This is a genomic window from Pedobacter sp. MC2016-15, from assembly GCF_026239695.1.
Classification (GTDB): Bacteria; Bacteroidota; Bacteroidia; order Sphingobacteriales; family Sphingobacteriaceae; genus Pedobacter.
Genome location: NZ_JAPIVS010000004.1, coordinates 150139 through 173483, shown reverse-complemented (window position 1 = coordinate 173483; position 23345 = coordinate 150139). Strand labels below are relative to the sequence as shown.

The following is a 23345-nucleotide window of genomic DNA, read 5'->3' as shown; positions in this document are numbered from 1 at the left end:
CCAGCTATGCGGGTTTAACTGCTACTTCTTTTGGTTTGTAATAAACAAACAGGGCAGTAGCAGTTAAGCCTATAGCACCCTCAATCAGCACCGCCGGTCTTGGTCCCATCAGGTTGGCCAGCCATCCGATCAGTAAACTTCCTACAGGAATCAGTCCCTGGTAAGCCATCACATAGTAACTGATTGCACGACCTCTCATTTCCGGAACTGCATGCGTTTGGATATAGGTATTGATCGCTGAACTTTGTCCCATCATCCCTACTCCCGCAAAACCCATAAACAACAGGGCAATAGGCAACTGTGGAGAGTACGACAATAATATCAGGCTAAAGCCAAGCACCCCGCCGGCAATCATAATCAGTTTCATCAGCGTATTGCTGTTTTTAAGGTTAGCCAGATAAATAGCACTGACAATAGAACCTAAACCTGCGGCACTCTCAAACCAGCTGAATGTTTTGGCATTACCATGAAAGATATCTTTGGCAAAAATGGGCATCAGCGTATTAAAAGGCATCACAAAAAGACTGCTGATACCGATCATCATGATCATACTGCTCAGTTCTTTATCGCCCGATACATATTTAAAGCCCTCCTGCAGTTCTGTCCAGATACTTTTCACCGGCCTGGCAATTACAGGAGTATGTAAGTTCATCATAAACAAACAGATCAGTACCGGAATATAGCTTAGAAAGTTGCCGATAAAACATACATCCGTACCAAAAGTACTCAGGATAATCCCCGCCACTGCAGGTCCTGCAATACGGGCAAAGTTGGCCATGGAAGAATTTAATGCGATGGCATTGGGAAGATCATTTTTATCATCCACCATTTCTACCATGAGCGACTGCCTGCAGGTGACATCAAAGGCGTTGATGACACCCTGAACCAAACTCAGTCCAATGATCATCAGGATATTCTCGTATCCCAGGAACAGCATCCCTGCGAGGGCTCCCGCCTGCAACATGGAAATCACCTGCGTAACGACCAGGATCCTGTAGCGGTCATGCCTGTCGATCAGACTACCGGCATAGGGAGATAAAAACAGGGAAGGGATCAGACTCACAAAACCAACAACTCCAAGTAACAGCGCCGAACCCGTAATCTGGTAAACCAGCCAGCTCACCGCCGTCTTTTGCATCCAGGTCCCGATCAGGGAAATGGATTGTCCATAAAAAAAGAGCTTGAAATTTCGTGATTTTAAAGATCGGAAAACAGTCATGGTTTGTTGTATTGTATTACAGCAACAAATTTCGGCATTCATTATCTATTTATAAAATTGATAGATTTAATGATTTTGATTAGTTTTAACGATCGATTATGGAAGTCAGACAACTCAATTATTTTATCAAAGCCGCAGAGCTGCTACACTTTACCGACGCCGCAGCAGCCTCCTTTGTTACACAGTCGACCCTATCCCAGCAAATCAAACAGCTGGAGGAAGAACTCGGCACACCGCTGTTTGACAGAATCGGCAAGCAGGTACGTCTTACCGAAGCGGGAAACATCTTTCTGATCCATGCGCGAAAGATCATTCTGGATATCAAAAAATCCAAGCAGGCTTTATTTGAATATGGCAATATGATGAATGGTCAGCTGAACATCGGCGTAACCTATTCATTCAGCTCCCTCATTCTTCCTGCACTCACCCCCTTTTCTGAGAAGTATCCGGGCATCACCCTGCATGTAGAGTCGGGTCCTGCTTTGCAACTGGAAAATAAACTGAGAATGGCCGATCTGGATATTATCCTGGCTTTTCACGAACAGACGGATGGCGACGGACTGGAAATGCAGCCGCTATTTGCATCAAGGGTGATGATGGTGGTATCAAAAAATAACCCGCTGGCAAAACTCAGTAAGATCAGCTTAAAAGAACTTGCAAAAGCTGATCTCGTCCTGCAGGGCACTGGTTTCAACTCCAGGGATATGCTCACCGAGATCTTCAAAAAGAATAAAGTATCACCGACGATCAAACTGGAGATGAATGATGTGCATTCCCTGCTCTCCATGGTAGAAAGGGGTAACTGGGTAACCATCATCAACGAGAATGCCATCGCCAACTGGGAGGGACTTGTTGCGATCCCTATTTCAGGAAAAGAACTGTACAGGCAGGCCTCCATATTATGGCAGCAGGGCGTTTACCGCAAAAGATCTGCGGTCTTATTTATGGAAGAACTGATGAAGGTGATCTAGTTCTGAAGCGACAATCTGTACTGGAAGATATCTTCAATAGATACTACCGTCGTTTGCTGATCTTCGGCAAATACAGCCACTTCAGGTAAACGTGACATGGTGCCATCCTCATTGGTCAGCTCACACAATACTGCCACAGGTTTTAAGCCTGCCAGCACCATCAGGTCGATACTGCCCTCGGTATGCCCGCGTCTGCCAAAAACACCATCCGCATTGGCCCTTAAAGGAAAAACATGTCCTGGTCTGGAAAGATCTTCCGGTTTGGCACCGTCAGCCACAGCAGTCCGGATCGTTTGTATCCTGTCGGCCGCAGATACGCCTGTAGTAACTCCTTCTTTAGCTTCAATGCTTACTGTAAAAGGCGTATGGTATTTACTGGTATTGACATGTACCATGGGTGGCAGCTCCAGCAGATCTGCCTTCTCAGAAGTGAGGCACAAACAGACAATCCCGCTACAGGTACGGATCATTAAAGCCATATCCTGCATCGTCATCGTAGCCGCGGGAAAGATCAGGTCGCCTTCATTTTCACGACTCTCATCATCCACAACGAGTACCCCTTTACCCCGCTTCAGGCAGTTGATTGCATTTTCAACTCTCTCTGTATAATCTTTTCCGAAACGCAACAACTCACTCTGTTCTTCCATACTTCAATAGGTTCTTTTTGATGCTGCAAAGGTGTACAAATAACGGCTCAATTCAAATTCAATACTCAAATTTGGTTGATCAGGCTTTTTGCAGGCTGATGAAAAAGGTCGTACCCATGCCGATCTCACTTTCTAACCATATTCTGCCGCGTTGCAGCAGGATAAATTCTTTGCACAATACCAGGCCGAGGCCTACCCCTTTTTCATTATTTGTACCGTAGGTGCTCTCAGATTGAAGCGAGAATATACTTTGCTCATTCGATTTAGTTATACCTACACCGTTATCCTTCACACTGATGCGGCACTCTCCTTCCTCCTCTTCGGCACTGAGGCTGATCGATCCGCCGAAAGGCGTAAATTTAATGGCGTTATTGATCAGGTTCCTGATCACGAGTTCCAGCATATCATGATCGGCCATTACCTTGGTCCCTTTGGGGATGTGATTGCTGATGACAATAGCCTTTTCCCCGGCCAGACTCGTCTGTAACAATATCGTATGTTCCAGCGTTTCCAGCAGATCCAGACTTGCCAGTCTTACCATCACGCCGTCCATCTGCGTCTTGCTCCAGGAAAGCAGGTTAATCAGCATCTGTCGGGTGTAACGGGTTTCGCGCAGCAGGCTGGAATGAATCATCTTCTTTTCAGCCTCATCCAGATGCTCCTCAAGTGACAGTTCCAGAAAGTTCTGTATAGAGTTTAAAGGCGAACGGAGGTCGTGCGCCAGAATAGAAAACAGTTTGTTTTTCGACTGATTGGATAACTCAAGCAGCTCTGCACGGTTTTCTGCAAGTGTTTTTTCACGGTTGTGGCTATTGATAATACTGGTGATAATAAAATAGACAATCAGCAGGGTAAAGAAATATACATAAGCGAAATCCAGTGAGCGTGCAAAGCCATCTCTGTGTTTCAGAGGAACCGCCTCGGGATAGTGATATTGATAGGTAATCAGCAATATTGCCACAATAATATTGACAACTACCCAGAGAAAACGCTGACTGACGGGCACAATGCTCATCACCAGAAAGAAAAACAGCATATAAATCACTAAACTAGGTCCGTTTATCCCTGAATTGTTCAGATAAAAGATCACAAACACAATATTTCCCAGCACACAGAATATAAATACCGCTAAACTGTGCTGATATTTAAACTTAGAAAGATAATACAACCCGCAGGCCGCAAAAACAGAGGGAACAAGTAATAAACACAGCTCATACAAGCCAATATAGTAGTTAAAAAATATACTACAACTGAAAAGAATAATCGTAAAAATACAGGTGATGTGAAAGATTCTGGCTTCGAGGGTATGAGTTTCCGGACTGCCGGTCAATGCTGTCCAGTTTGATCTTATTCTATCCTTAGTTATCATATAGGGGCGTTCGCAACAGGCTTTTAGGAGATTTTCTTAGCAAATAAACACTTATATATATTAATCATTTAACAAAAATTATATAATAATACGAAATATTCTGTAAACACCAGATACAAATTGTGACTTCTATCACCTTTTAAGGTTTCTGAAGTCATTTTACCCCTGCTCAATACCAACCATTTTTGGGGTATAAAAAAAGCAGGATGAATGAGCAGCTAAACATATCTATTGATACACAATGTTATCATTGTGGAGACAGTCTTCCGCTTTCAGCTTTCCAGGCAGACGACAAGCAGTTCTGCTGTGCAGGTTGTAAGAGCGTTTACCTCATTCTTTCAGATCATCAGCTCAGCAGCTATTACGTGTATAATGCTGTTCCGGGTGCTTCACAAAAGAAAAAAGCAGCACACTTCGACTATCTCGATGAACCTGCTATTGCCGCAGAGCTGGTAGATTATACCGATGACCATACCACTGTGCTCAGCCTTTACATTCCGGCGATACATTGCAGCTCCTGCATCTGGCTGCTGGAAAACCTATATAAAATTAATCCAAATATTACGGCCTCACGTACGGATTTCCCTAAAAAACAGGTAACGGTAACTTTCAGGAACCAGCAGATTTCCCTGCGGCAGGTTGTTGAGTTGCTTAGCTCCGTTGGCTATGAGCCGCTGATCAGCCTGCAGGATATGGTTAAAAAGCAGCAGTCTGACCATTCAGAACGCAACCTGGTCACTAAGATCGCGGTTGCCGGCTTTTGCTTTGCCAATGTGATGATGCTCAGTTTCCCGGATTACTTTGGCTTTGCCGCCTTTGAGCAGAACTTCAAATCATTCTTCAACTGGATCAATCTTGCACTCGGCGTTCCCGTACTGCTGTACAGTGCGCGCGACTACTTTATATCTGCCTGGACAAACCTTAAAAACGGCATCCTCAACCTGGATTTCCCACTGGCACTGGGTATTGCCGTGATGTTTATCCGCTCGGCTATTGAGATTATTACCCAAAGCGGGCCAGGCTTTATCGACACGCTTTGCTCTCTTGTATTTTTTATCCTGATCGGTAAATGGATGCAGCAGCGCACTTATCACTACCTGTCTTTTGAACGGGATTACCGTTCTTATTTTCCTGTGGCTGTCACTTGCATTGCCGATGGAAAAGAGCGCCAGGCTCCCCTGAATGAACTGAAAAGGGGCGACCGCATTCTGATCCGCAGCAATGAGATTATTCCTGCTGATGCCATCCTGCTCAAGGGAGAAGCAAGGCTGGATTTCAGTTTTGTCACCGGTGAATCCCTGGCGGTAGAAAAGGTACTGGGAGAGGTAATCTACGCCGGAGGAAGGCAACTGATGGGCGCCATCGAGCTCGAAGTGCTGAAACCTGTATCACAAAGTTACCTGACCAAATTATGGAACAATGAGACCTTTGCCGCAGAAAAAGATCCTATACAGACCTTTAGTAATACCGCCAGTAAATATTTTAGTATTGCACTGCTGCTGATCGCCAGCGCCGCCGGACTCTTCTGGATCAATACCGATCTCAACAAAGCCGCAGCAGCCTTTACTGCAGTGCTGATCATCGCCTGCCCTTGTGCCCTGGCATTGAGTTCACCTTTTACGCTTGCGGCCGTATTGAGCATCTTCGATAAAAACAAATTCTATCTGAAAAGCACAGCTGTCATCGAGGAGCTTGCCCGCATCAGTACGGTTGTGTTCGACAAAACAGGGACGATTACCAACCCTGAAGCCAGTGGATTTGAATTTAAGGGCACACTGCGGCCAGAGGAAAAACAAATGCTGAGCGACCTGGCCCGCAACTCGGGACATCCACTCAGCAGGGAACTGGTTAAATGGCTGGATCTTCCTGCACTGTACCCCGTCAACTTATACCGGGAGCAGGTGGGCCGTGGTATTACCGGGACGGTCAATGGGCAGGAGCTCAGAATCGGCAGTGCTGCCTTTTTGGGTATCAGCGTAAAAGACAAAGGCAGCGTAGTACATGTGTTGATTGATGATTGTTACTGCGGATATTTCCGCTCCGAACAGCGCTGGAGACCAGGATTCAAAGAACTTGCACTAAAACTGGGGCAGGATAAAGACCTCCACCTGCTCTCAGGCGATCAGGACCAGGACCGCGAATTGCTGACACCATTTTTCCAGCGGATACAGCAGATGCACTTCAGACAAAGTCCGCAGGATAAACTGGACTACATCCTGAACCTGCAGGACCAAGGGCAAAAGGTGATGATGCTGGGCGATGGCCTCAATGATGCAGGAGCTTTAAGACAGAGCAACCTCGGCGTTGCCGTGACAGACGATATCAATAATTTCTCACCGGGATGTGACGCCATCCTGGATGGAACAGCTTTTGACAAACTGCCACGCTTTATGAGGCTCGCAAAAGACGCGGTTAAGGTGATCCATATGAGTTTCCTGATCTCTGTCCTCTACAATGTCATCGGTTTATTCTTTGCCGTACAGGGTCTGCTGTCTCCCCTGATGGCGGCAATTCTCATGCCCTTAAGTACGGTTACCATTATACTATTCACTACGCTCAGCGCAAGATTTTACGCCCGCAAAAACAACCTGTTATGAACATCATCTATCCCCTGCTCGGGCTGAGCATCGTCATTGCCCTGCTCTTTTTAGGAGCCTTTTTATGGGCGAATAAGTCGGGCCAGCACGACGACATGTACACCCCTTCCGTCAGGATTCTCTTTGACGACCAGCCGGAAGAACCCAATGACCAACAAACATAATTCAAATACACCATCACACGTTTTATCATGACCGAAAAGTTTTACTACGACAACAAGACCGTCAGGAATTTCGCTATCGCCACCGTTGTATGGGGCATAGTCGGGATGACGGTGGGGCTGCTGGTTGCATTCCAGCTCTTTAAGCCCGCTATGAACTTAGGGACACAGTACACTACATTTGGACGCGTCAGGCCGCTGCATACCAATGCGGTGATCTTCGCCTTTGTAGGTAATGCCATCTTTATGGGCGTCTACTATTCATTACAGCGCCTCCTCAAAGCCAGGATGTTCAGTGATGTCCTCAGCAAAATTCACTTCTGGGGCTGGCAGCTGATCATTGTGGCCACTGCCATTACGCTGCCGCTGGGCTTCACCACTTCGCATGAATATGCAGAAATGGAATGGCCGATAGATATCGCCATCACGCTGATCTGGGTGGTCTTCGGAATCAATATGTTCGGAACGATCTTCAAAAGACGGGAGAAACATATGTATGTGGCCATCTGGTTTTACATTGCCACCTTCATCACGGTAGCGGTACTGCATATCGTTAACTCTATAGAATTGCCAATATCATGGTTCAAGAGTTACTATGTCTATGCAGGTGTGCAGGATGCCCTGGTACAATGGTGGTATGGACATAATGCAGTGGCATTTTTCCTCACTACGCCTTACCTGGGTATGATGTACTACTTCCTGCCAAAAATGGCAAACCGCCCGGTGTATTCCTATAAACTGAGTATCCTCCATTTCTGGTCGCTCATTTTCATCTATATCTGGGCAGGACCACACCACCTGCTGTATACGTCCCTGCCTGCATGGGTACAGTCGCTAAGTACTGTATTTTCTGTGATGCTGATCGCGCCAAGCTGGGGAGGGATGATCAACGGGCTGCTCACTTTGCGTGGCGCCTGGGATAAAGTAAGACAGGATCCCCGTCTCAAGTTTATGGTGGTAGGTATTACCGCTTACGGTATGGCAACCTTTGAAGGACCAATGCTGGCACTGAAACAGATCAATGCCATTGCACATTATACCGACTGGATAGTAGCCCACGTACACGTTGGTGCATTGGGATGGAACGGATTTTTAACTTTCGCCATCCTGTACTGGATCGTGCCGCGAATCTACAATACAACCTTATATTCCGTAAAACTGGCTTCATTCCATTTCTGGATTGGTACCCTGGGCATTATCTTCTATGCGGTTCCTTTGTACTTCGCCGGTTTCACACAGGGGCTGATGTGGAAAGAATTTACTCCTGAAGGATTACTGAAGTACCCTAACTTCCTGGAGACACTACTGCAGATTATACCGATGTATATGATGCGTGCGCTGGGTGGTACATTGTACCTTACCGGAGTCATCGTGATGACGTACAACCTGGTGAAAACCATGGCTGCAGGGAAACTCGTGGCCGATGAAGCTGCAGAAGCTACTCCGCTGCCAGCGGTATATGTGGCGCAGGGCAGCGACAAAAAATGGCACCGCATACTGGAACGCAAACCACTGCTGTTCCTCGGACTTTCACTCGTGGTCATCCTGATCGGGGGTATGGTAGAGATGATGCCAACGTTCACTGTCAAATCAAATATCCCTACCATCAGCAGCGTAAAACCGTATACTCCGCTGGAACTGCAGGGACGTGATCTGTATATCAGGGAAGGCTGTGTAAACTGCCACTCGCAGATGATCCGCCCCTTCCGCTCCGAAACTGAGCGTTATGGCGAGTACAGCAAAGCCGGTGAGTTTGTTTACGATCATCCCTTTCTGTGGGGATCCAAACGTACGGGACCAGACCTGCAGCGCGAGGGTGGTAAATATGGAAATGCATGGCACTATAACCACCTTTTCGACCCGCAGGCAATGTCGCCCGGCAGTATCATGCCACCCTACGAATGGCTGATCGACCAGAAGCTGGATACGACAACCACGCGTTCAAAGATCACTGCCATGCGTTCACTGGGGGTACCTTATGAAACGGGTTACGAGCAGATGGCTAATGCAGCATTAGAGAAACAGGCAGAAAGCATTGCGCTGGATTTAAGACAGAACAACATCAAAGTAAAAAGCGACAGGGAGATCATAGCCATTGTGGCCTACCTGCAGCGCCTGGGAACAGATATCAAAGCAAAGTAACAACAACACCATGTTTAAGCAATTTTTAGAAAACGCTGAGGGAAACCAGGGGTATCTGCTCAGCTCCCTAGCCATCTTCCTTATCTTTTTTATCCTGGTGGGCATATTCGTGCTTACCATGAAAAAGGATGAAATACAATACCTGAGCGAACTCCCACTAAACGATGAAGACGATGAAAGAGGCAGTTAACAGCAGCTGGACAGACAGCATTACCTCTACAGACATTGTGATCTGCATGATGGTCATCACTTCCCTGATTGTCCTTTGGGTATCATTACTGCTGCTCAAAGTGATCCAGTTTTATGTAAAGGAAGTGACCTCACCTACGGCTTTTGCCACACCTGAAGAGAAAGCACAACGGCAACTGGAAGAAGAATCCAGGAAAGCCTTAGAGAAAAAGAAACCTACGATATGGACTAAGCTCATGCAGCTGAAACCGATCGAAGAAGAAGCAGAGCTGGTGATGGACCACAAATTTGACGGGATCTCGGAACTCAATAACCCTACCCCTGCCTGGTTTATGGCGCTCTTTTATGGCACCATCCTGTTTGGCATCGGCTACCTGCTTAACTATCATGTATTTCACTACGGTCAATCGCAGGAAGAAGAATATGTGGCGGAGGTGCAGCAGGCCTCAGACGATAAACTCGCCTTTCTGGCCAGTCCGGAGAACAAGGCCAGTGCTGTCAATGAAAATAACATGGAGCTCAGTACAGATGCCGCAGTGCTGAAAAGCGGTCAGGCTTTATTTGCCACGCGTTGTCCTCCATGCCATGGGGATGCCGGTCAGGGGCTTGTAGGCCCTAACCTGACGGATGAGTATTGGCTGCATGGCGGCAATGTCAAAGATGTATTCAAGACCATCAAGTATGGCGTGCCGGAAAAAGGAATGATTGCCTGGGAAAAATCTATGAGCCCCCAACAGATCTCCGATATCACCAACTATGTGATGTCTTTAAAAGGAACAAAACCTGCCGGTGCGAAAGAGCCGCAGGGCAACAAAGAATAATATGTCACAAAGTCCTGCACAATTCAGAGATCAGATCAGTACGGTTACTGAGGACGGAAAAAAACGGAAATGGCTCTACCCTAAAGTCATCAAGGGGAAGCTTTTCCGTTACCGTGAGCTGCTCAGCTACTTCTTTCTGACGCTGCTGTTCGCCGCGCCCTTTATCAGGCTGAATGGCGAGCAGCTGGTGCTCCTGAATGTTCTGGAACGCAAGTTTGTATTTTTCGGAATCATCTTCTGGCCGCAGGACTTTTACCTATTTGTACTGGCACTGATCTCCTTCATGATCTTCATTGTGCTGTTCACGGTGGTTTTCGGCAGGGTCTTCTGCGGATGGATTTGTCCCCAGACGATATTCCTCGAGATGGTCTTCCGCAGGATTGAAGCCTGGATTGAAGGGAGTCCTGCGCAACGGAAAAAACTGGATGAAGGACCTCTGACTACAGAAAAGCTGAGCAAGAAAAGCATTAAACATGCTGTATTCCTCCTGATCTCTTTTCTGATCGCCAATATCTTCCTGTCGTACCTGATCGGCAGCAGCACGCTGCTCAGGATCATTACTGAACCGGTATCCCGGCACCTTTCGGGATTTATTTCCATCAGTGTATTTACCCTTGTTTTCTACCTCGTATTTTCAAGAATGAGGGAACTGGTTTGTACGGTGGCTTGTCCTTATGGCAGATTACAGGGGGTATTGCTCGACAATCAGAGTATCATTGTCGCCTATGATTACCAGCGCGGGGAACCAAGAGGTAAACGAATAAAAAAAGAAGAGCAGCTGAAGGGCGACTGTATCGACTGTGAACTCTGCGTTCAGGTATGCCCAACTGGGATTGATATCAGGAATGGTACCCAGATGGAATGTGTAAACTGTACCGCCTGTATCGACGCCTGTGATATGGTGATGGAGAAAATCCAGCGGCCGGCAAGGCTGATCGGCTTTAAATCTGAGGACGAAATCCTGCAGCGCAAAGCTTTTGCCCTCAACAAACGGGTATATGGGTATGCTGCCGTGCTGTTTGTCCTGCTGGGCACGCTCAGTTATCTGCTGATCAGCAGGAGCGACGTAAAAACTACCATCCTGCGCGCAGGCGGAACTTTATATCAGCTGCGCGATAAAGAGCATACGGTAAGTAACCTGTACAATGCAGAATTGGTTAATAAAACTAGCCGTCCCCTGCAGTTTGAGATCGTGCCGGATGAGCCGGGAGTAAAAATACAGTACATCCAGAAAGAAGACCGCCTGGCGGTTGGAGGCAGTATCAAGATTACGTTTTTTGTCATTCGCCCACAGACATCCATCCAGCGGTATAAATCAACCATAGGCTTCAGACTGATGTCCGGCGGAAAACAGGTTGATCATTTTGAAACGACATTTATTGCACCTGTAAACGAAAAATTATGAATTGGGGAACAAAACTGATAATCGGCATGGCCAGCTTTATGCTCTTTATTGTGGCATTGGTGCTGATCATGTTCAACAGCAGGAAAGATGCGCTGGTTGATGCTGACTATTATGAAAAAGGCATCAATTACAACAAGGTGTACAACCGCAGGGAACAGACAAAAACTGACCATGCGACGCCTGAGATCGCTGTAACGCCGGATATGATCATCATCCGGTTCAGCGCACATGCAAAAGGAACGGCGGCGCTGATGAGGACCTCCGATAAAGCGCTGGACAAATTCCTGCCTTTTGAGAGCAATACAAATCATCAGCTGATCATCCCTGCACATCAGCTCACAAGGGGCTCATGGCGTCTGATCCTGGAATGGATCAGTCAGGAAAAAAGTTATTTGTATGAACAGGAAATCATATTGTGATGAGTGATCAGCACCTTGCTTTTATGATCGGGCTCCTCGGCAGCATACACTGTGTAGGCATGTGCGGACCGCTGGCTTTTGCGATCCCCTCGCTCAAAACCGGATGGGGATACCTCATCGTTAACAAACTGCTTTACCAGGCAGGCAGGATCATCTCCTACTGCCTTTTGGGCGTCCTGATAGGTCTTGCCGGCCGTCAGATCTGGCTTGCAGGTGTACAGCAGGGTGTCAGCATCCTGAGCGGCCTGCTGATCCTTGGGGCAGCAGCCTCCAGGCTGTTCCGCTTTTCTTTTGGCAAGTCTGATTCTATATGGATTAAGCCCTTTAACAAAGCCCTCGGCTATGCCTTAAAACACAAGGCCAATCACTTGATCATCGGTATCATCAACGGCTTTCTCCCTTGCGGTTTTGTCTACCTGGCCTTAGCCGGAGCCTTAAACACCGCGACTGTCAGTTCTGCTGTAAGTTATATGTTCTGGTACGGATTGGGAACGCTGCCGCTGATGTTTATCGCTGGCATTAGTGCTGGTTTTACCAGCAGGATCTTCAGACAGCAGCTCAATAAAGTGGTTCCCTATTTTATGGTATGCCTCGGCTTATGGTTTATACTGAGGGGGCTGGAGCTGAATATTCCCTATCTGAGCCCCGCCCCCGCCGGCACTGCTGAATGCAGGTAAGAATTTACATACCAGCTTTCATCTTCAATAAAAAGACAAAATTACAGTTATTAATTTAAATGAAATAAATTTCTTTTATTTTTCAAAAAAACATCTTAAGATTGTATAGTCATGCAAAAAACACTGGAAACTCATACTTATTCTAATGATGAAGGAGAAAAAGGCAATAATAAATGTCAAGGGTACTGAGATTACAATCATCAAATATCAGGAAAAAGACTTTATCTCTCTGACCGACATGGTAAAAAACTTTGAGGGGGGAAGCACCCTGATTGAAAACTGGCTCAGGAATAAAGATACGATCCTTTTTCTTGGGGTCTGGGAACAATTGAACAATCCAGATTTTAATTCCTTCGAATTCGAGGGAATTAAAAGTGAGGCCGGGAGGAATAGTTTTTATCTCTCTTCAAAGAAATGGATAGACACAACCAAGGCGATTGGCTTAAAAGCCAAGACAGGTCGATATGGTGGTACATTTGCCCATAAAGACATAGCTTTTGAATTTGGCTCCTGGTTAAGCCCGGAATTTAAATTGTATTTGATTACAGAATTTCAAAGACTGAAAGAAGACGAGAATAGACGATTGTCTTTAGACTGGAACCTGAATCGTACACTTTCAAGAATAAATTACCGTATTCATACAGATGCTATAAAGGAAAACATAATTCCACAGCACATTTCCAACACGCAAATCAGCTACGTTTATGCTAATGAGGCAGATGTGCTGAATGTCGCACTTTTTGGTAAAACGGCCAAGCAATGGAGTGAGGACAATCCAACGCTAAACGGAAATATGCGAGAGCATGCGAGTATCAAACAGCTGCTAGTACTAGCTAACATAGAAAGTATGAATGCAGAATTTATAAGAATGAAGATTCCACAACATGAAAGAATCATTAAGTTAAACCAGATAGCTATAACACAATTAAAATCTTTACTGGCTGATCCGTTGGTGAAAAAGATAAATTGACGGGCACCTACCCTGCCATGCTGAACAGCTGGGTCTGCGGCTGATTGGCCCAGAGCCTCGCATCCAGTGCCATGCAGATATTGCGGAGAAACCTCTTACCCTCAGGTGTCACCTGCAGCTGATTTTCATCCATCACTACCAGGCCATCCTCCGCAATCAGCCGCATCCGCAGTAAGCCCTCCCAGAGGGAAGGTGTCTGCTGTTCAGGCGCTGCCCATGAGGTTCTGCCGGTACACATCAGGTTTAAGATATGCCTGCGGATCACCAGGTCCTCGGCATTGAGCAGATGTCCTTTAAACAGCGGAAGACGGCCGGCGTTAACCAGCTCCAGGTACTCCTCTACCTTTTTCACATTCTGCGCAAAGGCTGTCCAGCTGTCGCTGATCGAAGACACCCCCAACCCGATCATCAGTTCACTGTACTGATGAGTGTAGCCCATAAAGTTACGGTGCAGTCTGCCATCTTTCTCCGCAGCATACAGCGAATCCAGCTCGAGGGTAAAGTGGTCCATACCGATCTCGTAGTATCCCCCCTGTTTCAGCATATCCCGGCCAAGCTCATAGAGCTTTTGTTTCTCATTGGCATCAGGAAGATCTTTTTCCGTATACCTGCGCTGACCTGGTTTCACCCAGGGCACATGTGCATAACTGTAAAAAGCGATCCTGTCTGGTGTCAGTTCCAGTACAGATTCAATAGTCGACTGCAGTCCTGCTGCATCCTGCAGTGGTAAGCCGTAGATCAGATCGTAGTTTACTGAGGTATATCCTATCAATCGCGCCAGGTCCGTTACCTGCGCCACCTCTTCTACAGTCTGTATCCTGTTGATCACCAGCTGCACTTTAGGATCAAAATCCTGTATTCCCAAACTCAGCCTTCTGAAACCCAGACTATGCAGCACCCGCAGATGAGCTTCAGTGGTATTTCCCGGATGCGCCTCAAAGCTGAATTCCGCTTCGGGGTGGATAACTGCCGGCGCCAGGATGCCCTCAATCAGCATCTTCAGGTTTTCGGGTTTAAAGAAGGTAGGCGTACCCCCGCCAAGGTGGAGTTCACGGATCAAAGGTTTTCCCTGAAAGATGAGCTGATAGATCTCCCATTCCTTCAGCAGTGCCTGGATGTAAGGCTGTTCGACCCCATGATTGCGGGTGATCCGTGTATTGCAGCCGCAGTACGTGCAGAGACTCTCGCAGAAAGGTAGATGGATATAGAGACTGATGCCATCCCTGTCATTGCTGTGCTTGAAAGAATGCCGCACCTGCCTGATCCATCCCTCTTCGTCGAAGCCCGCAGCATCCCAGTAAGGCACTGTAGGGTAACTCGTATAACGCGGTGCAGGAACGTGGTATTTGTCGATAAGCTGCTGATTATTCATGGCCCGGAGTATGAGGTTTAACCTGGTCACAAGACCTGGAACAGATACATGAGGCGCCCAGGCAACGATTTTCCTGCCATTTATCCAGGTTCAGGATCGTTTCTTTGGCCAGTGCAAATGGTAGTTCCTGATCCGGCACCGCCAGCAGGGCCATGGCCGGAACACTCGCGATTTTGATATTGCGCTGCGCTGCGGCATCCTGATCAATATGGAGGGTTACTGTAGAGCGCGTAGCGAGATATTTCACCCCCAGGTCGGCCAGACGGTTAATTACTGTGGCAGTAACCTCGTCGTCAGTAAAAACGATGACAGCTTCTTTCCCCTCTGCATAACTTACAGTTTCGGGTGTCAGCGAATTTGATATGAGAGTAATCTCATGCTTTTTATGGTTGGCTATTGCCAATGGTTCTTTTTCAAAAGACTTAATGCTGTAGGCTACTACTCTCATCCCAAATTGATTGATTTATCATCAAAATTAGCAGCTTGCTGTCTGCTATGGAATGAGATCGGTCAGTCAGAAATATGATCCTGATCAGTTTTTCATCTGCTGGAGCCTTGCATGATCCAGGATACCAATCTGGCTGCCCTTTCTGTCGATGATCCCTTCATCCTTGAAATCACTCAATATCCTGCTTACCGTTTCTGTAGCCATCCCGGCCATTGCTGCCAGGTTATCGCGTGAAATGCGCAGGCTGATCTGCCCTTCCTGTTTCTCCAGCTTGCAAAGCCTGATCAGCACCTCCGACATCCGTTTACGCACCGAGTGGTAAGCCAGCTGCAGCAACTGCTCCTCCTTGTCCAGCAGGTTGTTGGAGAGGATATGTATAAACTGTCTGGCCACGTCAGGATAGCGGTTCAGCAGCTCTTCCAGCATCTCTTTAGGAAGCAGGCAAACCGTGGTGTCTTCGAGTGCCTCAGCGGTTTCGGCATAAGGTTCATTGAGCAGGAGCGCGGGAATCCCGAAATATTCGTCCGGGCCATACATCCCCGTCAGCAGTTCCCTCCCGTCCTCACTCAGCCTGATGGTTTTCACCTTTCCGCTCAGTACCAGATAGATGCCACTAACAGTATCACCTTCGTAATAAATAATTTGTTTTTTCCTGATGCTGCGCACCTTACGTTCCAGGATCATCTTGTCCAGTTCCTTTATGCCCGCATTGCCGGCCGCAAGGGTCGTCAGCTGCGCGATGGATTTGCTATAGAACTGCTCCTGTTTATCCCTTTTGTTCAAACGGCTTTCAATCGCATTCAGCAGTTCAACATCATCAAAAGGCTTCACCAGGTAGTCATCAGCACCCATTTCCATGCCCTTGCGCATATCCATCCGTTCCGCTTTTGCGGTCAGGAAAATAAAGGGTGTGGCCGTAGTTTGCGGGTTCTTATTTAACAGATACAAGACCCCGTAACCATCCAGTTCGGGCATCATGATATCACAGAGAATCAGGTCGGGCAGGTTCGCATTTGCCAGCTCCACACCAGCTTTGCCATCCCCTGCTTCAAACACCTCATATCCGGCAAGTACAAGTATTTCCGCTATGCTTTCCCTGATATCGTCATTGTCTTCAATAACCAGTATCCTTATTTTCTTCATAAACCGTTTATCTGTTAAAAGTGAGAACGAATGTCGTCCCCTGGTTGATTTTGCTTTCAAACTGCACTTCACCTTTCATGAGCCCCACGTAGCGCATCACGATGTTAAGTCCCAGCCCTGTTCCCGGAATGCTCCCGGTGTTATGAGCCCTGAAAAAAGGCTGAAACAAATGTTTCTGATCTGTATCAGGAATACCAATACCATTGTCCCTGATCGTCACGATATACTGAGTATCGCTGACTTCTGTATTAAATTCGATGAAAGTATGTTCGCCTGAATACTTGATCGCGTTGTTGATCAGGTTGATCATACAATTTTTGATCAGGTTCTGGTCCAGCAGCACCATACTTTCCAGTCCGGTATGCTGATAGATGATATTCTGGTTCTGCTTGGCAATCATCTGCATTTCCTCAGTGATTTCCTCGGCAAGTTTCACCAGGTCGAATCCCTGAAAGGCAGGCTCTACCCTGCCGGCTTCCAGCCTCTCCAGCGAAAGGAAATCATTCAATATCGTGGTCAGGTTGCCTACAGCATTCTTTATTTTGTGTACATGTTTGGCAATCTGCGGGTTCTCATAAGGCTGCGCATACTTCTCGATAAGCGAGGCTGAAAGCTGCACAGAACTCAGTGGCGTACGGAACTCATGCGAAGCCATGGAAACAAAACGGCTTTTCATCTGGTTGAGCTCTTTCTCCTTTTCCAGGGAGATGCTCACCTCCTCCTTTGCTTCACGGAGTGCCGTTACTGTTTTTTTGAGCGATTTTGTACGTTCGTCTACCAGGGCTTCCAGCTCTGTGGCATATTCCCGGAGGCGTTCTTCCGCTTCTTTCTCTTTCGAAAGGTCGTGGATGAAGCCAGTGAAGATTGTGCGGTCTTCATACTGCACCTCACTTACCGCAAGGCGGAAAGGAAAGGTAGAGCCGTCTTTACGGAGACCATTGACTTCTCTGCCTATCCCAATAATGTGCTTTTCGTGGGTGTTGTGGTAGTTACCGATATAACTGTCGTGTGCCGACTGGTCCGGTTCGGGCATCAGCATGGAAATATTTCTGCCGATCACCTCCTCTTCCCTGTAGCCGAAAAGCTTTAGTGCTGATGGATTGAGACTTTCCATGATCCCCCTGCTGTCGATAGTGATAATTCCATCTATTGCCGTGTTGATGATCGCATGTAAAAGCCTCGCATTTTCCATATATGGTGTTTTTGCAAATATAGCTAAATACCAAGTACGGTAATAATCAGGATCACACTGTGCACCAATAAACTTAATCCAAAGAGAAAGATGGTAGACCTGGTATTGGCACCGCTCATATTGGCTACAATATTGGCGAAAAAGATCACCATGCTCACTGCCAGACATGGAATGACATGTCCATCAAGAGAATATACCAGGATAAAAGTAACGGGAACAAGCATGGTTGCATGCAGGATCAGAGATACCAGGAACCAGGCTAACCTGTTTTTTTGCTGACCATCAGCGAATGTTATAAATTTTGTCCATAAAGATGGAGCAGGCTGGGTTGTTAATGCTATAGTTGCCATAATATTGATGTTTTGATAGTTCAAATATCTGCAGGTGTGGTCTTTATTTTCATGACCGTCATCACATTGGCGGCTAATGTTTGTCATCCAAAATCGTGACCACCATCATATTTTTAGCTGGAATTTCTGCGCTATTTTGCTGCTACAGATAAAACCAAAAGCGCATGACCCATACCTTCCACATTCCCGTTTTGGGATTAGGCTATTCCATAGATACACCGTTAAAAGTAGCCCGTTATGGCATTTCTTCCGTGATTTCTATTACCGATGATGAGCTCTGCGAACGCATGCGCGAATTTCATCTGAAGGAAAACCAGCTGGAGTATATTCCCATCCCCAAGGAAGAAGAAGATAGTCGCGCCCGAAGGATTACCGCCTATCTCAACCTGCTGCACCGACTGGTCAATGAGCAATTCAGGCTGCTGCGGTTACAGAGTTTTGCGCCCGGTAATGATATCCATAATTACTTTGAACTGCTGCCCGGGAATTCCCGCGCGAAGATGATATACAGGCATATGATGCAGATGGAAGAGGGCGAAGAAAAGGATGTGCTGCAGAAAGAACTGCGCTGGCAGATGAATGCAGGAAACATCGACGTGAATATCATGTCAAAAGTGGACAAGGCTAACTATAGCGCCGGCAACGAAAACCTGGGTAACGATTATACCGATGCCGTAGCTGCGATGCGCGGATTTGCCCTGAGCAGCCTCTACTCTTCAGTAGTGATCTCTGCGGGATTGAACCCGCGTTTGTACTCCTATATGGAAAGCTGCACAGATTTCTTCCCTGATAAAGCAGTGCTGATCAGGAAGAAGATTATCCTCAAAGTGAGTGATTACCGCTCTGCGCTGATACAGGCAAAGATGCTGGCAAAAAAGGGATTATGGGTAACGGAGTTCAGGGTAGAATCGGGACTGAACTGCGGCGGACATGCTTTTGCTACCGAAGGACTGCTGCTGGGGCCTATCCTCGAAGAGTTTAAACAGAAAAGAACAGAGCTGAATAACGAGCTATACGCAATATATCATGCTGCACTGGAAGCGAAGGAGATCAGAACTCCCGCGAAAGTGGCATTAATGATCACCGCACAGGGTGGCATCGGCACTGCCGAAGAGCATAACTTTCTGATCAACTATTACCAGCTTGATGCTGCGGGATGGGGCAGCCCGTTTCTGCTGGTTCCGGAAGTAACAAATGTTGATCAGGATACCCTGCAGGCGCTCGCAGCCTCCAGTCCCGAAGATTATTATGTCAGCAATTCTTCCCCTCTGGGTGTGCGGTATAACAATTTCCGCAAAAGCACAATGGAGGATCTTCGTTTGCAGCGTATTGCCAAAGGCAGACCCGGAAGCCCCTGCAAAAAGAAATTCCTGATCACCAACACTGAGTTTACAGAGCAGCCAATCTGTACCGCCTCCCGCGAGTATCAGCACCTGAAAATCCAGGAACTGCAAGCTACAGAAAGGGAGCCATCACTATTTAAGGAGAAGTTTGATGCGATCACGGAGAAGATCTGCCTGTGCGAGGGGCTGTGTACCTCAGCATACCTCAAAAATGATATGCTCAAGCCTCGTGAAACCAAAGCAGTAAGTATTTGTCCGGGTCCCAACCTGGTATATTTCGCAAAAACCTATTCCCTTAAGGAAATGGTGAACCACATCTATGGAAGGGAGAGTATCAGCTTTAAAATCAGTCGCCCCAACCTCTTTATCAACGAGCTGAACCTCTACGTGGATTATCTGAAGCAAGACCTCCATGCACAGCTGAACGACCTCAATGCCAAAAAGACGAAATACTTTGAGAAGTTTACAGAACAGCTGCAGCATGGTATCAGTTATTACAGGAACATGATTCCTGAATTGCGACTGACAACAGCTGCAGCTGCCGAAGAGTTGCGCCAGCAGTTGCTGAACGCAGAAGATCAATTGCATTCGATTTCAGGAATGATGCTGAAGACTAACTGATATAAATATGGATCTATAAATTCTCTTGCAACCAAGTCTACATCTTTTGTAATCAGGTATTGACAAGTCATCTAATAATACTTACCTTTAACGTTAGTAACGCTTAAAGGTAATATGATACTTTCTTTCGGATCTAAAGAAACAGAGAAAATATGGGATGGCATCAGGGTATCAAAGCTGCCTATGGAAATACAAACCATAGGTAGAAGAAAGTTACGTATGATTAGTAACTCACAGAATCTCCAGGATTTGACCATTCCTCCATCTAACAAGTTAGAGAAGAAAAAAGGTGATATGAAGGACTATTACAGTATCCGGATAAATGATCAATGGCGTATCATTTTTAAATGGTCCGACGGAAATGCGAGCGAAGTAGAAATTATTGATTACCACTAAAAAATATCTTATGGAAAAGCTACCTAACATTCATCCAGGTGAAATTCTAAATGAGGAATTTTTGATCCCTCTAAATATTACAGCATACCGTTTAGCAAAGGAAACTAATATCCCTCAAACCCGCGTCTCAGAAATTATCAGAGGAAATAGGAGAATAACCGCAGATACTGCCTTGCGTTTGAGCATTTTCTTTGGCAATTCTGCAAGATTCTGGCTAGGCTTACAGGATGATTATGATATTGAAAATGAGTTAAATGATAAATCAAAAGAGTTTGATAACATAAAGGCGTTTGCGATCGCCTCATAGTCTCCAAACACCTTTTAACCTTTACAAAAAAGGCCTTTGAGATCTGAAAGGCCTTTTTTTGTAGCGGATATTTATATTTCTTATTTCATACCAGCCTGAATAGATTTTGCTTTTTCAAAATGACCTGTAATCACAGGAATCGTTTTATTGGCAAAATCCTTCACCTCTTTATCCGCTGCTTCTGAGCCAGATTTAAACAGGGCGATAGTCTTATCATGATCGGTCACCATCATTTCGATATAGTGTTTATCAAAATCAGCACCTTTCATATTCTTCATCGCATCCAGATGTGCTTTTAATTCAGAAGGATATTCCATAGGAAGAAGAATCTTCTTTTTCTCAGCCAATGCCTTTAATTCATTGTTGGCTTTGATATGATCTGCCACCATCTGTGAAGCAAAAGCTTTCACCTGAGCGTTGGATGATTTCATGGCGATCTTACCTGCGTCTACTTCCATCATGCCGCCAATAGCAGCCTGTTTCAAAAATGCAGATTCATCACCGTCAACTTTAGACATATGGGTATCATCGCCGGTTTTACCAGCACTGCCACCAAGGCTATCCGGGCCTGAACCCAGTGGTACCGCACCACCTGCTGTATCTGTTGCTCCTGAATCTGCAACAGCAGAATCACCTGCGCCAGCACGGTTTTCAGGACTGCTGCATGCCTGGAAAGTACAGGCTCCAATAACTAATATTCCGAATAAATTTAATGTTTTCATAGGATGATGTTTTGTTTAACATAAAACATCAGATATCCGAAAAGGTTTTCTAAGCCTTTTTACCGGCTCTGGAAAGCATTTGCAGCAGCAGCGCCAGCAAAACCACCAGCACACAGCCAATCAGGTTGAGCCACAGATAAGCTACTACCTCCTGCCATCCGCAGATACACACGATCACTTCAGTAATGATCGCCGCCCAGAATACCGATCTGCCGTTCACTTGTTTGAGGTAAAATGCAACCAGGAATACCCCCAGTATCGTTCCATAGATATAGGAGCCCAGAATGTTCACCGCTTCAAGCAGGTTCCCGATCTTGCTCGCGTACAGGGCCATCCCGATACATACGGCACCCCAGAGGACTGTCGACCAGCGTGAAGCCTTCAGGTATTTTTCATCTCCGGCCTCTTTATTCAGCAGCCGCTTGTAGATATCGATCACACTGGTAGAAGCCAGCGAATTGAGCGCACTCGCCGTAGAGCCCATGGAAGCCAGGAAAATGATTGCAATCAGTAATCCTATCAGCCCCTGTGGCAGATATCTGGTCACGAAGCTCAGGAAAACGTAATTGTTATCATTGATATCAGCACCCTTATCATTCTTCAGCATGAGGTCGGTCAGCTCTTTACGCAGTACCTTTGTTTGTCCGTCTGCCTGCTGCAGCACAGACCGCTGCTGGTCTATGGCCGACTGGTCGCCCAGGTCCAGAGCCTTGTTCAGCTTTACCACCCCCTGCTGTTTCTCCTGAAATACCTGCTCATACTTTGCTTTCAGCACCTCAAGCTGCGGACTGTAACTGCTTTTCTCCAGTTTGTTCAGCTCAAAACTGTTGAAGAAAACCGGCGGGCGGTTGTACTGATAGAATGTAAATACCAACACCCCGATCAGCAGAATCAGGAACTGCATCGGTATTTTCACCAGCCCGTTCATCAGTAATCCCAGTCTGCTCTGCCCTACCGAAGAGCCCGTCAGGTAACGTCCAACCTGGCTCTGATCGGTTCCAAAGTACGATAACTGCAGAAAAAAGCCCCCGATGAGGCCACTCCAGACATTGTACTGGTTATTCCAGTCGAGCTTAAAATCAATCGCATTTGTACGCCCCATTTTTCCGGCGATACTGATGGCTCTGCCAAAGCCGATGTCTGCCGGCAGCAGCTGCACCACCATGATTCCCGCAGCAAAAAGCCCGAGAAATATGATACTCATCTGTAGCATCTGCGTATAGGAAACGGCCTTGCTGCCCCCATAAACGGTATAGGCAACCACAATCCCACCGATACATAAGGTGGTATAGGTCGTGTTGATATTCAGGATAGTGGATAAAATAATGGAAGGCGCATAAATCGTGATGCCCGTAGACAGACCCCGCTGTATCAGAAACAGCAATGCCGTCAGAGCCCGCGTTTTGAGGTCGAAGCGCTGCTCCAGAAACTCATATGCCGTATAAACTTTCAGACGGTGAAAAATCGGCACAAAGGTGATACACAAGACAATCATCGCCAGCGGCAGCCCGAAATAAAACTGGACAAAGCCCATCCCGGAAGAAAAAGCCAGTCCCGGCGCCGCCAGAAAGGTAATGGCACTCGCCTGTGTAGCCATGACCGACAAACACACGCTGTACCATGGTGATGACTGGCTGGCCAGTAAATATCCCTCGATATTCTGGGCACCGCGACTTTTATATACTCCATAGGAGACAATCACGATCAGTGTAAGTATCAGTACCGCCCAGTCTATCTCGCTCATTGAAAATATTTTGTAAAAAGGTAAAATGCGGCAATCAAAAATATCAGCCAGCCGATCAGCAGCAGGTAAAACTGTTTCCAGCTCTTCACAAAAGGAGGCAGATCTTGATTGCGCTGAGGT

Annotated in this window: 23 protein-coding genes; 13 read left to right on the top strand and 10 right to left on the bottom strand. The window is 46.6% G+C overall.

The window, feature by feature from the left end:
• Positions 1-4: 4 nt before the first annotated feature.
• Positions 5-1219 carry an MFS transporter gene (locus OQY15_RS13350; RefSeq protein WP_265792266.1) on the bottom strand — a complete coding sequence of 405 codons (1215 nt, stop codon included), beginning with the start codon at positions 1217-1219 and terminating at the stop codon, positions 5-7.
• A 98-nt stretch (positions 1220-1317) separates the two neighbouring features.
• Between OQY15_RS13350 and OQY15_RS13345 the strand changes: the two genes are divergently transcribed.
• Positions 1318-2190: a LysR substrate-binding domain-containing protein gene (locus tag OQY15_RS13345; protein ID WP_265792265.1), complete on the top strand. Its 873-nt coding sequence runs from the start codon at positions 1318-1320 to the stop codon at positions 2188-2190.
• On the opposite strand, the gene ribB is transcribed toward OQY15_RS13345, so the two are convergent.
• Both ribB and OQY15_RS13335 read right to left on the bottom strand, forming a co-directional pair.
• A complete protein-coding gene (gene ribB / locus OQY15_RS13340) occupies positions 2187-2837 on the bottom strand; it encodes a 3,4-dihydroxy-2-butanone-4-phosphate synthase (RefSeq protein ID WP_265792264.1) in 651 nt (216 codons plus the stop codon). The genes OQY15_RS13345 and ribB overlap by 4 nt on opposite strands.
• Positions 2838-2916: 79 nt before the next feature.
• Positions 2917-4206, bottom strand: a complete 1290-nt coding sequence (locus OQY15_RS13335; protein ID WP_265792263.1) for a HAMP domain-containing sensor histidine kinase — start codon at positions 4204-4206, stop codon at positions 2917-2919.
• 206 nt (positions 4207-4412) lie between these two features.
• Here OQY15_RS13335 and OQY15_RS13330 point away from each other — a divergent pair, with 206 nt between their 5' ends.
• From OQY15_RS13330 to OQY15_RS13290, 9 genes are all read left to right on the top strand, one after another.
• The gene (locus OQY15_RS13330) at positions 4413-6803 is read left to right on the top strand and encodes a heavy metal translocating P-type ATPase metal-binding domain-containing protein (RefSeq protein WP_265792262.1); all 2391 of its coding nucleotides are present in this window, start codon (positions 4413-4415) and stop codon (positions 6801-6803) included.
• Positions 6800-6967 carry a cbb3-type cytochrome oxidase assembly protein CcoS gene (gene ccoS / locus OQY15_RS13325; protein WP_265792261.1) on the top strand — a complete coding sequence of 56 codons (168 nt, stop codon included), beginning with the start codon at positions 6800-6802 and terminating at the stop codon, positions 6965-6967. The genes OQY15_RS13330 and ccoS overlap by 4 nt, the downstream gene beginning before the upstream one ends.
• A gap of 24 nt (positions 6968-6991) precedes the next feature.
• Positions 6992-9106, top strand: coding sequence for a cytochrome-c oxidase, cbb3-type subunit I (ccoN, locus tag OQY15_RS13320; RefSeq protein ID WP_265792660.1), 2115 nt, complete (start codon positions 6992-6994; stop codon positions 9104-9106).
• Between the two features lie 10 nt (positions 9107-9116).
• On the top strand, positions 9117-9296 hold the full coding sequence (locus OQY15_RS13315) for a hypothetical protein (protein WP_265792260.1): 180 nt from the start codon (positions 9117-9119) through the stop codon (positions 9294-9296).
• A complete protein-coding gene (locus OQY15_RS13310) occupies positions 9280-10116 on the top strand; it encodes a cbb3-type cytochrome c oxidase N-terminal domain-containing protein (RefSeq protein ID WP_265792259.1) in 837 nt (278 codons plus the stop codon). The genes OQY15_RS13315 and OQY15_RS13310 overlap by 17 nt, the downstream gene beginning before the upstream one ends.
• Before the next feature lies 1 nt (position 10117).
• A complete protein-coding gene (ccoG, locus tag OQY15_RS13305) occupies positions 10118-11521 on the top strand; it encodes a cytochrome c oxidase accessory protein CcoG (RefSeq protein WP_265792258.1) in 1404 nt (467 codons plus the stop codon).
• Entirely contained in the window at positions 11518-11940 is a 423-nt protein-coding gene (locus OQY15_RS13300; RefSeq protein WP_265792257.1) for a FixH family protein, read from the top strand. Before ccoG ends, OQY15_RS13300 begins: the two co-directional genes overlap by 4 nt.
• Entirely contained in the window at positions 11940-12617 is a 678-nt protein-coding gene (locus OQY15_RS13295; protein WP_265792256.1) for a sulfite exporter TauE/SafE family protein, read from the top strand. Before OQY15_RS13300 ends, OQY15_RS13295 begins: the two co-directional genes overlap by 1 nt.
• 145 nt (positions 12618-12762) lie before the next feature.
• A complete protein-coding gene (locus OQY15_RS13290) occupies positions 12763-13587 on the top strand; it encodes a KilA-N domain-containing protein (RefSeq protein WP_265792255.1) in 825 nt (274 codons plus the stop codon).
• 7 nt (positions 13588-13594) lie between these two features.
• Here the strand turns inward: OQY15_RS13290 and hemN are convergent, their stop codons facing one another.
• The 5 genes from hemN to OQY15_RS13265 all read right to left on the bottom strand — a co-directional run bounded on the left by hemN (position 13595) and on the right by OQY15_RS13265 (position 18092).
• Positions 13595-14959: an oxygen-independent coproporphyrinogen III oxidase gene (gene hemN, locus OQY15_RS13285; protein WP_265792254.1), complete on the bottom strand. Its 1365-nt coding sequence runs from the start codon at positions 14957-14959 to the stop codon at positions 13595-13597.
• Positions 14952-15407 (bottom strand): lactate dehydrogenase, encoded by a 456-nt coding sequence (locus OQY15_RS13280; RefSeq protein ID WP_265792253.1) that lies wholly within the window; start codon positions 15405-15407, stop codon positions 14952-14954. The genes hemN and OQY15_RS13280 overlap by 8 nt, the downstream gene beginning before the upstream one ends.
• Positions 15408-15491: 84 nt before the next feature.
• Positions 15492-16550 (bottom strand): response regulator, encoded by a 1059-nt coding sequence (locus OQY15_RS13275; protein WP_265792252.1) that lies wholly within the window; start codon positions 16548-16550, stop codon positions 15492-15494.
• A gap of 7 nt (positions 16551-16557) precedes the next feature.
• Positions 16558-17742: a PAS domain-containing sensor histidine kinase gene (locus OQY15_RS13270; RefSeq protein WP_265792251.1), complete on the bottom strand. Its 1185-nt coding sequence runs from the start codon at positions 17740-17742 to the stop codon at positions 16558-16560.
• 23 nt (positions 17743-17765) lie between these two features.
• Positions 17766-18092 (bottom strand): hypothetical protein, encoded by a 327-nt coding sequence (locus OQY15_RS13265; RefSeq protein ID WP_265792250.1) that lies wholly within the window; start codon positions 18090-18092, stop codon positions 17766-17768.
• A gap of 164 nt (positions 18093-18256) precedes the next feature.
• Here OQY15_RS13265 and OQY15_RS13260 point away from each other — a divergent pair, with 164 nt between their 5' ends.
• From OQY15_RS13260 to OQY15_RS13250, 3 genes are all read left to right on the top strand, one after another.
• Entirely contained in the window at positions 18257-20056 is a 1800-nt protein-coding gene (locus OQY15_RS13260) for a hypothetical protein (protein WP_265792249.1), read from the top strand.
• 114 nt (positions 20057-20170) lie between these two features.
• Positions 20171-20452: a type II toxin-antitoxin system RelE/ParE family toxin gene (locus OQY15_RS13255; RefSeq protein WP_265792248.1), complete on the top strand. Its 282-nt coding sequence runs from the start codon at positions 20171-20173 to the stop codon at positions 20450-20452.
• A gap of 10 nt (positions 20453-20462) precedes the next feature.
• Positions 20463-20759, top strand: coding sequence for a HigA family addiction module antitoxin (locus OQY15_RS13250; RefSeq protein WP_265792247.1), 297 nt, complete (start codon positions 20463-20465; stop codon positions 20757-20759).
• Positions 20760-20839: 80 nt separating this feature from the next.
• Here the strand turns inward: OQY15_RS13250 and OQY15_RS13245 are convergent, their stop codons facing one another.
• Both OQY15_RS13245 and OQY15_RS13240 read right to left on the bottom strand, forming a co-directional pair.
• A complete protein-coding gene (locus OQY15_RS13245; protein WP_265792246.1) occupies positions 20840-21481 on the bottom strand; it encodes a DUF4142 domain-containing protein in 642 nt (213 codons plus the stop codon).
• A 49-nt stretch (positions 21482-21530) separates the two neighbouring features.
• Positions 21531-23225 (bottom strand): sodium:solute symporter, encoded by a 1695-nt coding sequence (locus OQY15_RS13240; protein WP_265792244.1) that lies wholly within the window; start codon positions 23223-23225, stop codon positions 21531-21533.
• Positions 23226-23345: the final 120 nt, after the last annotated feature.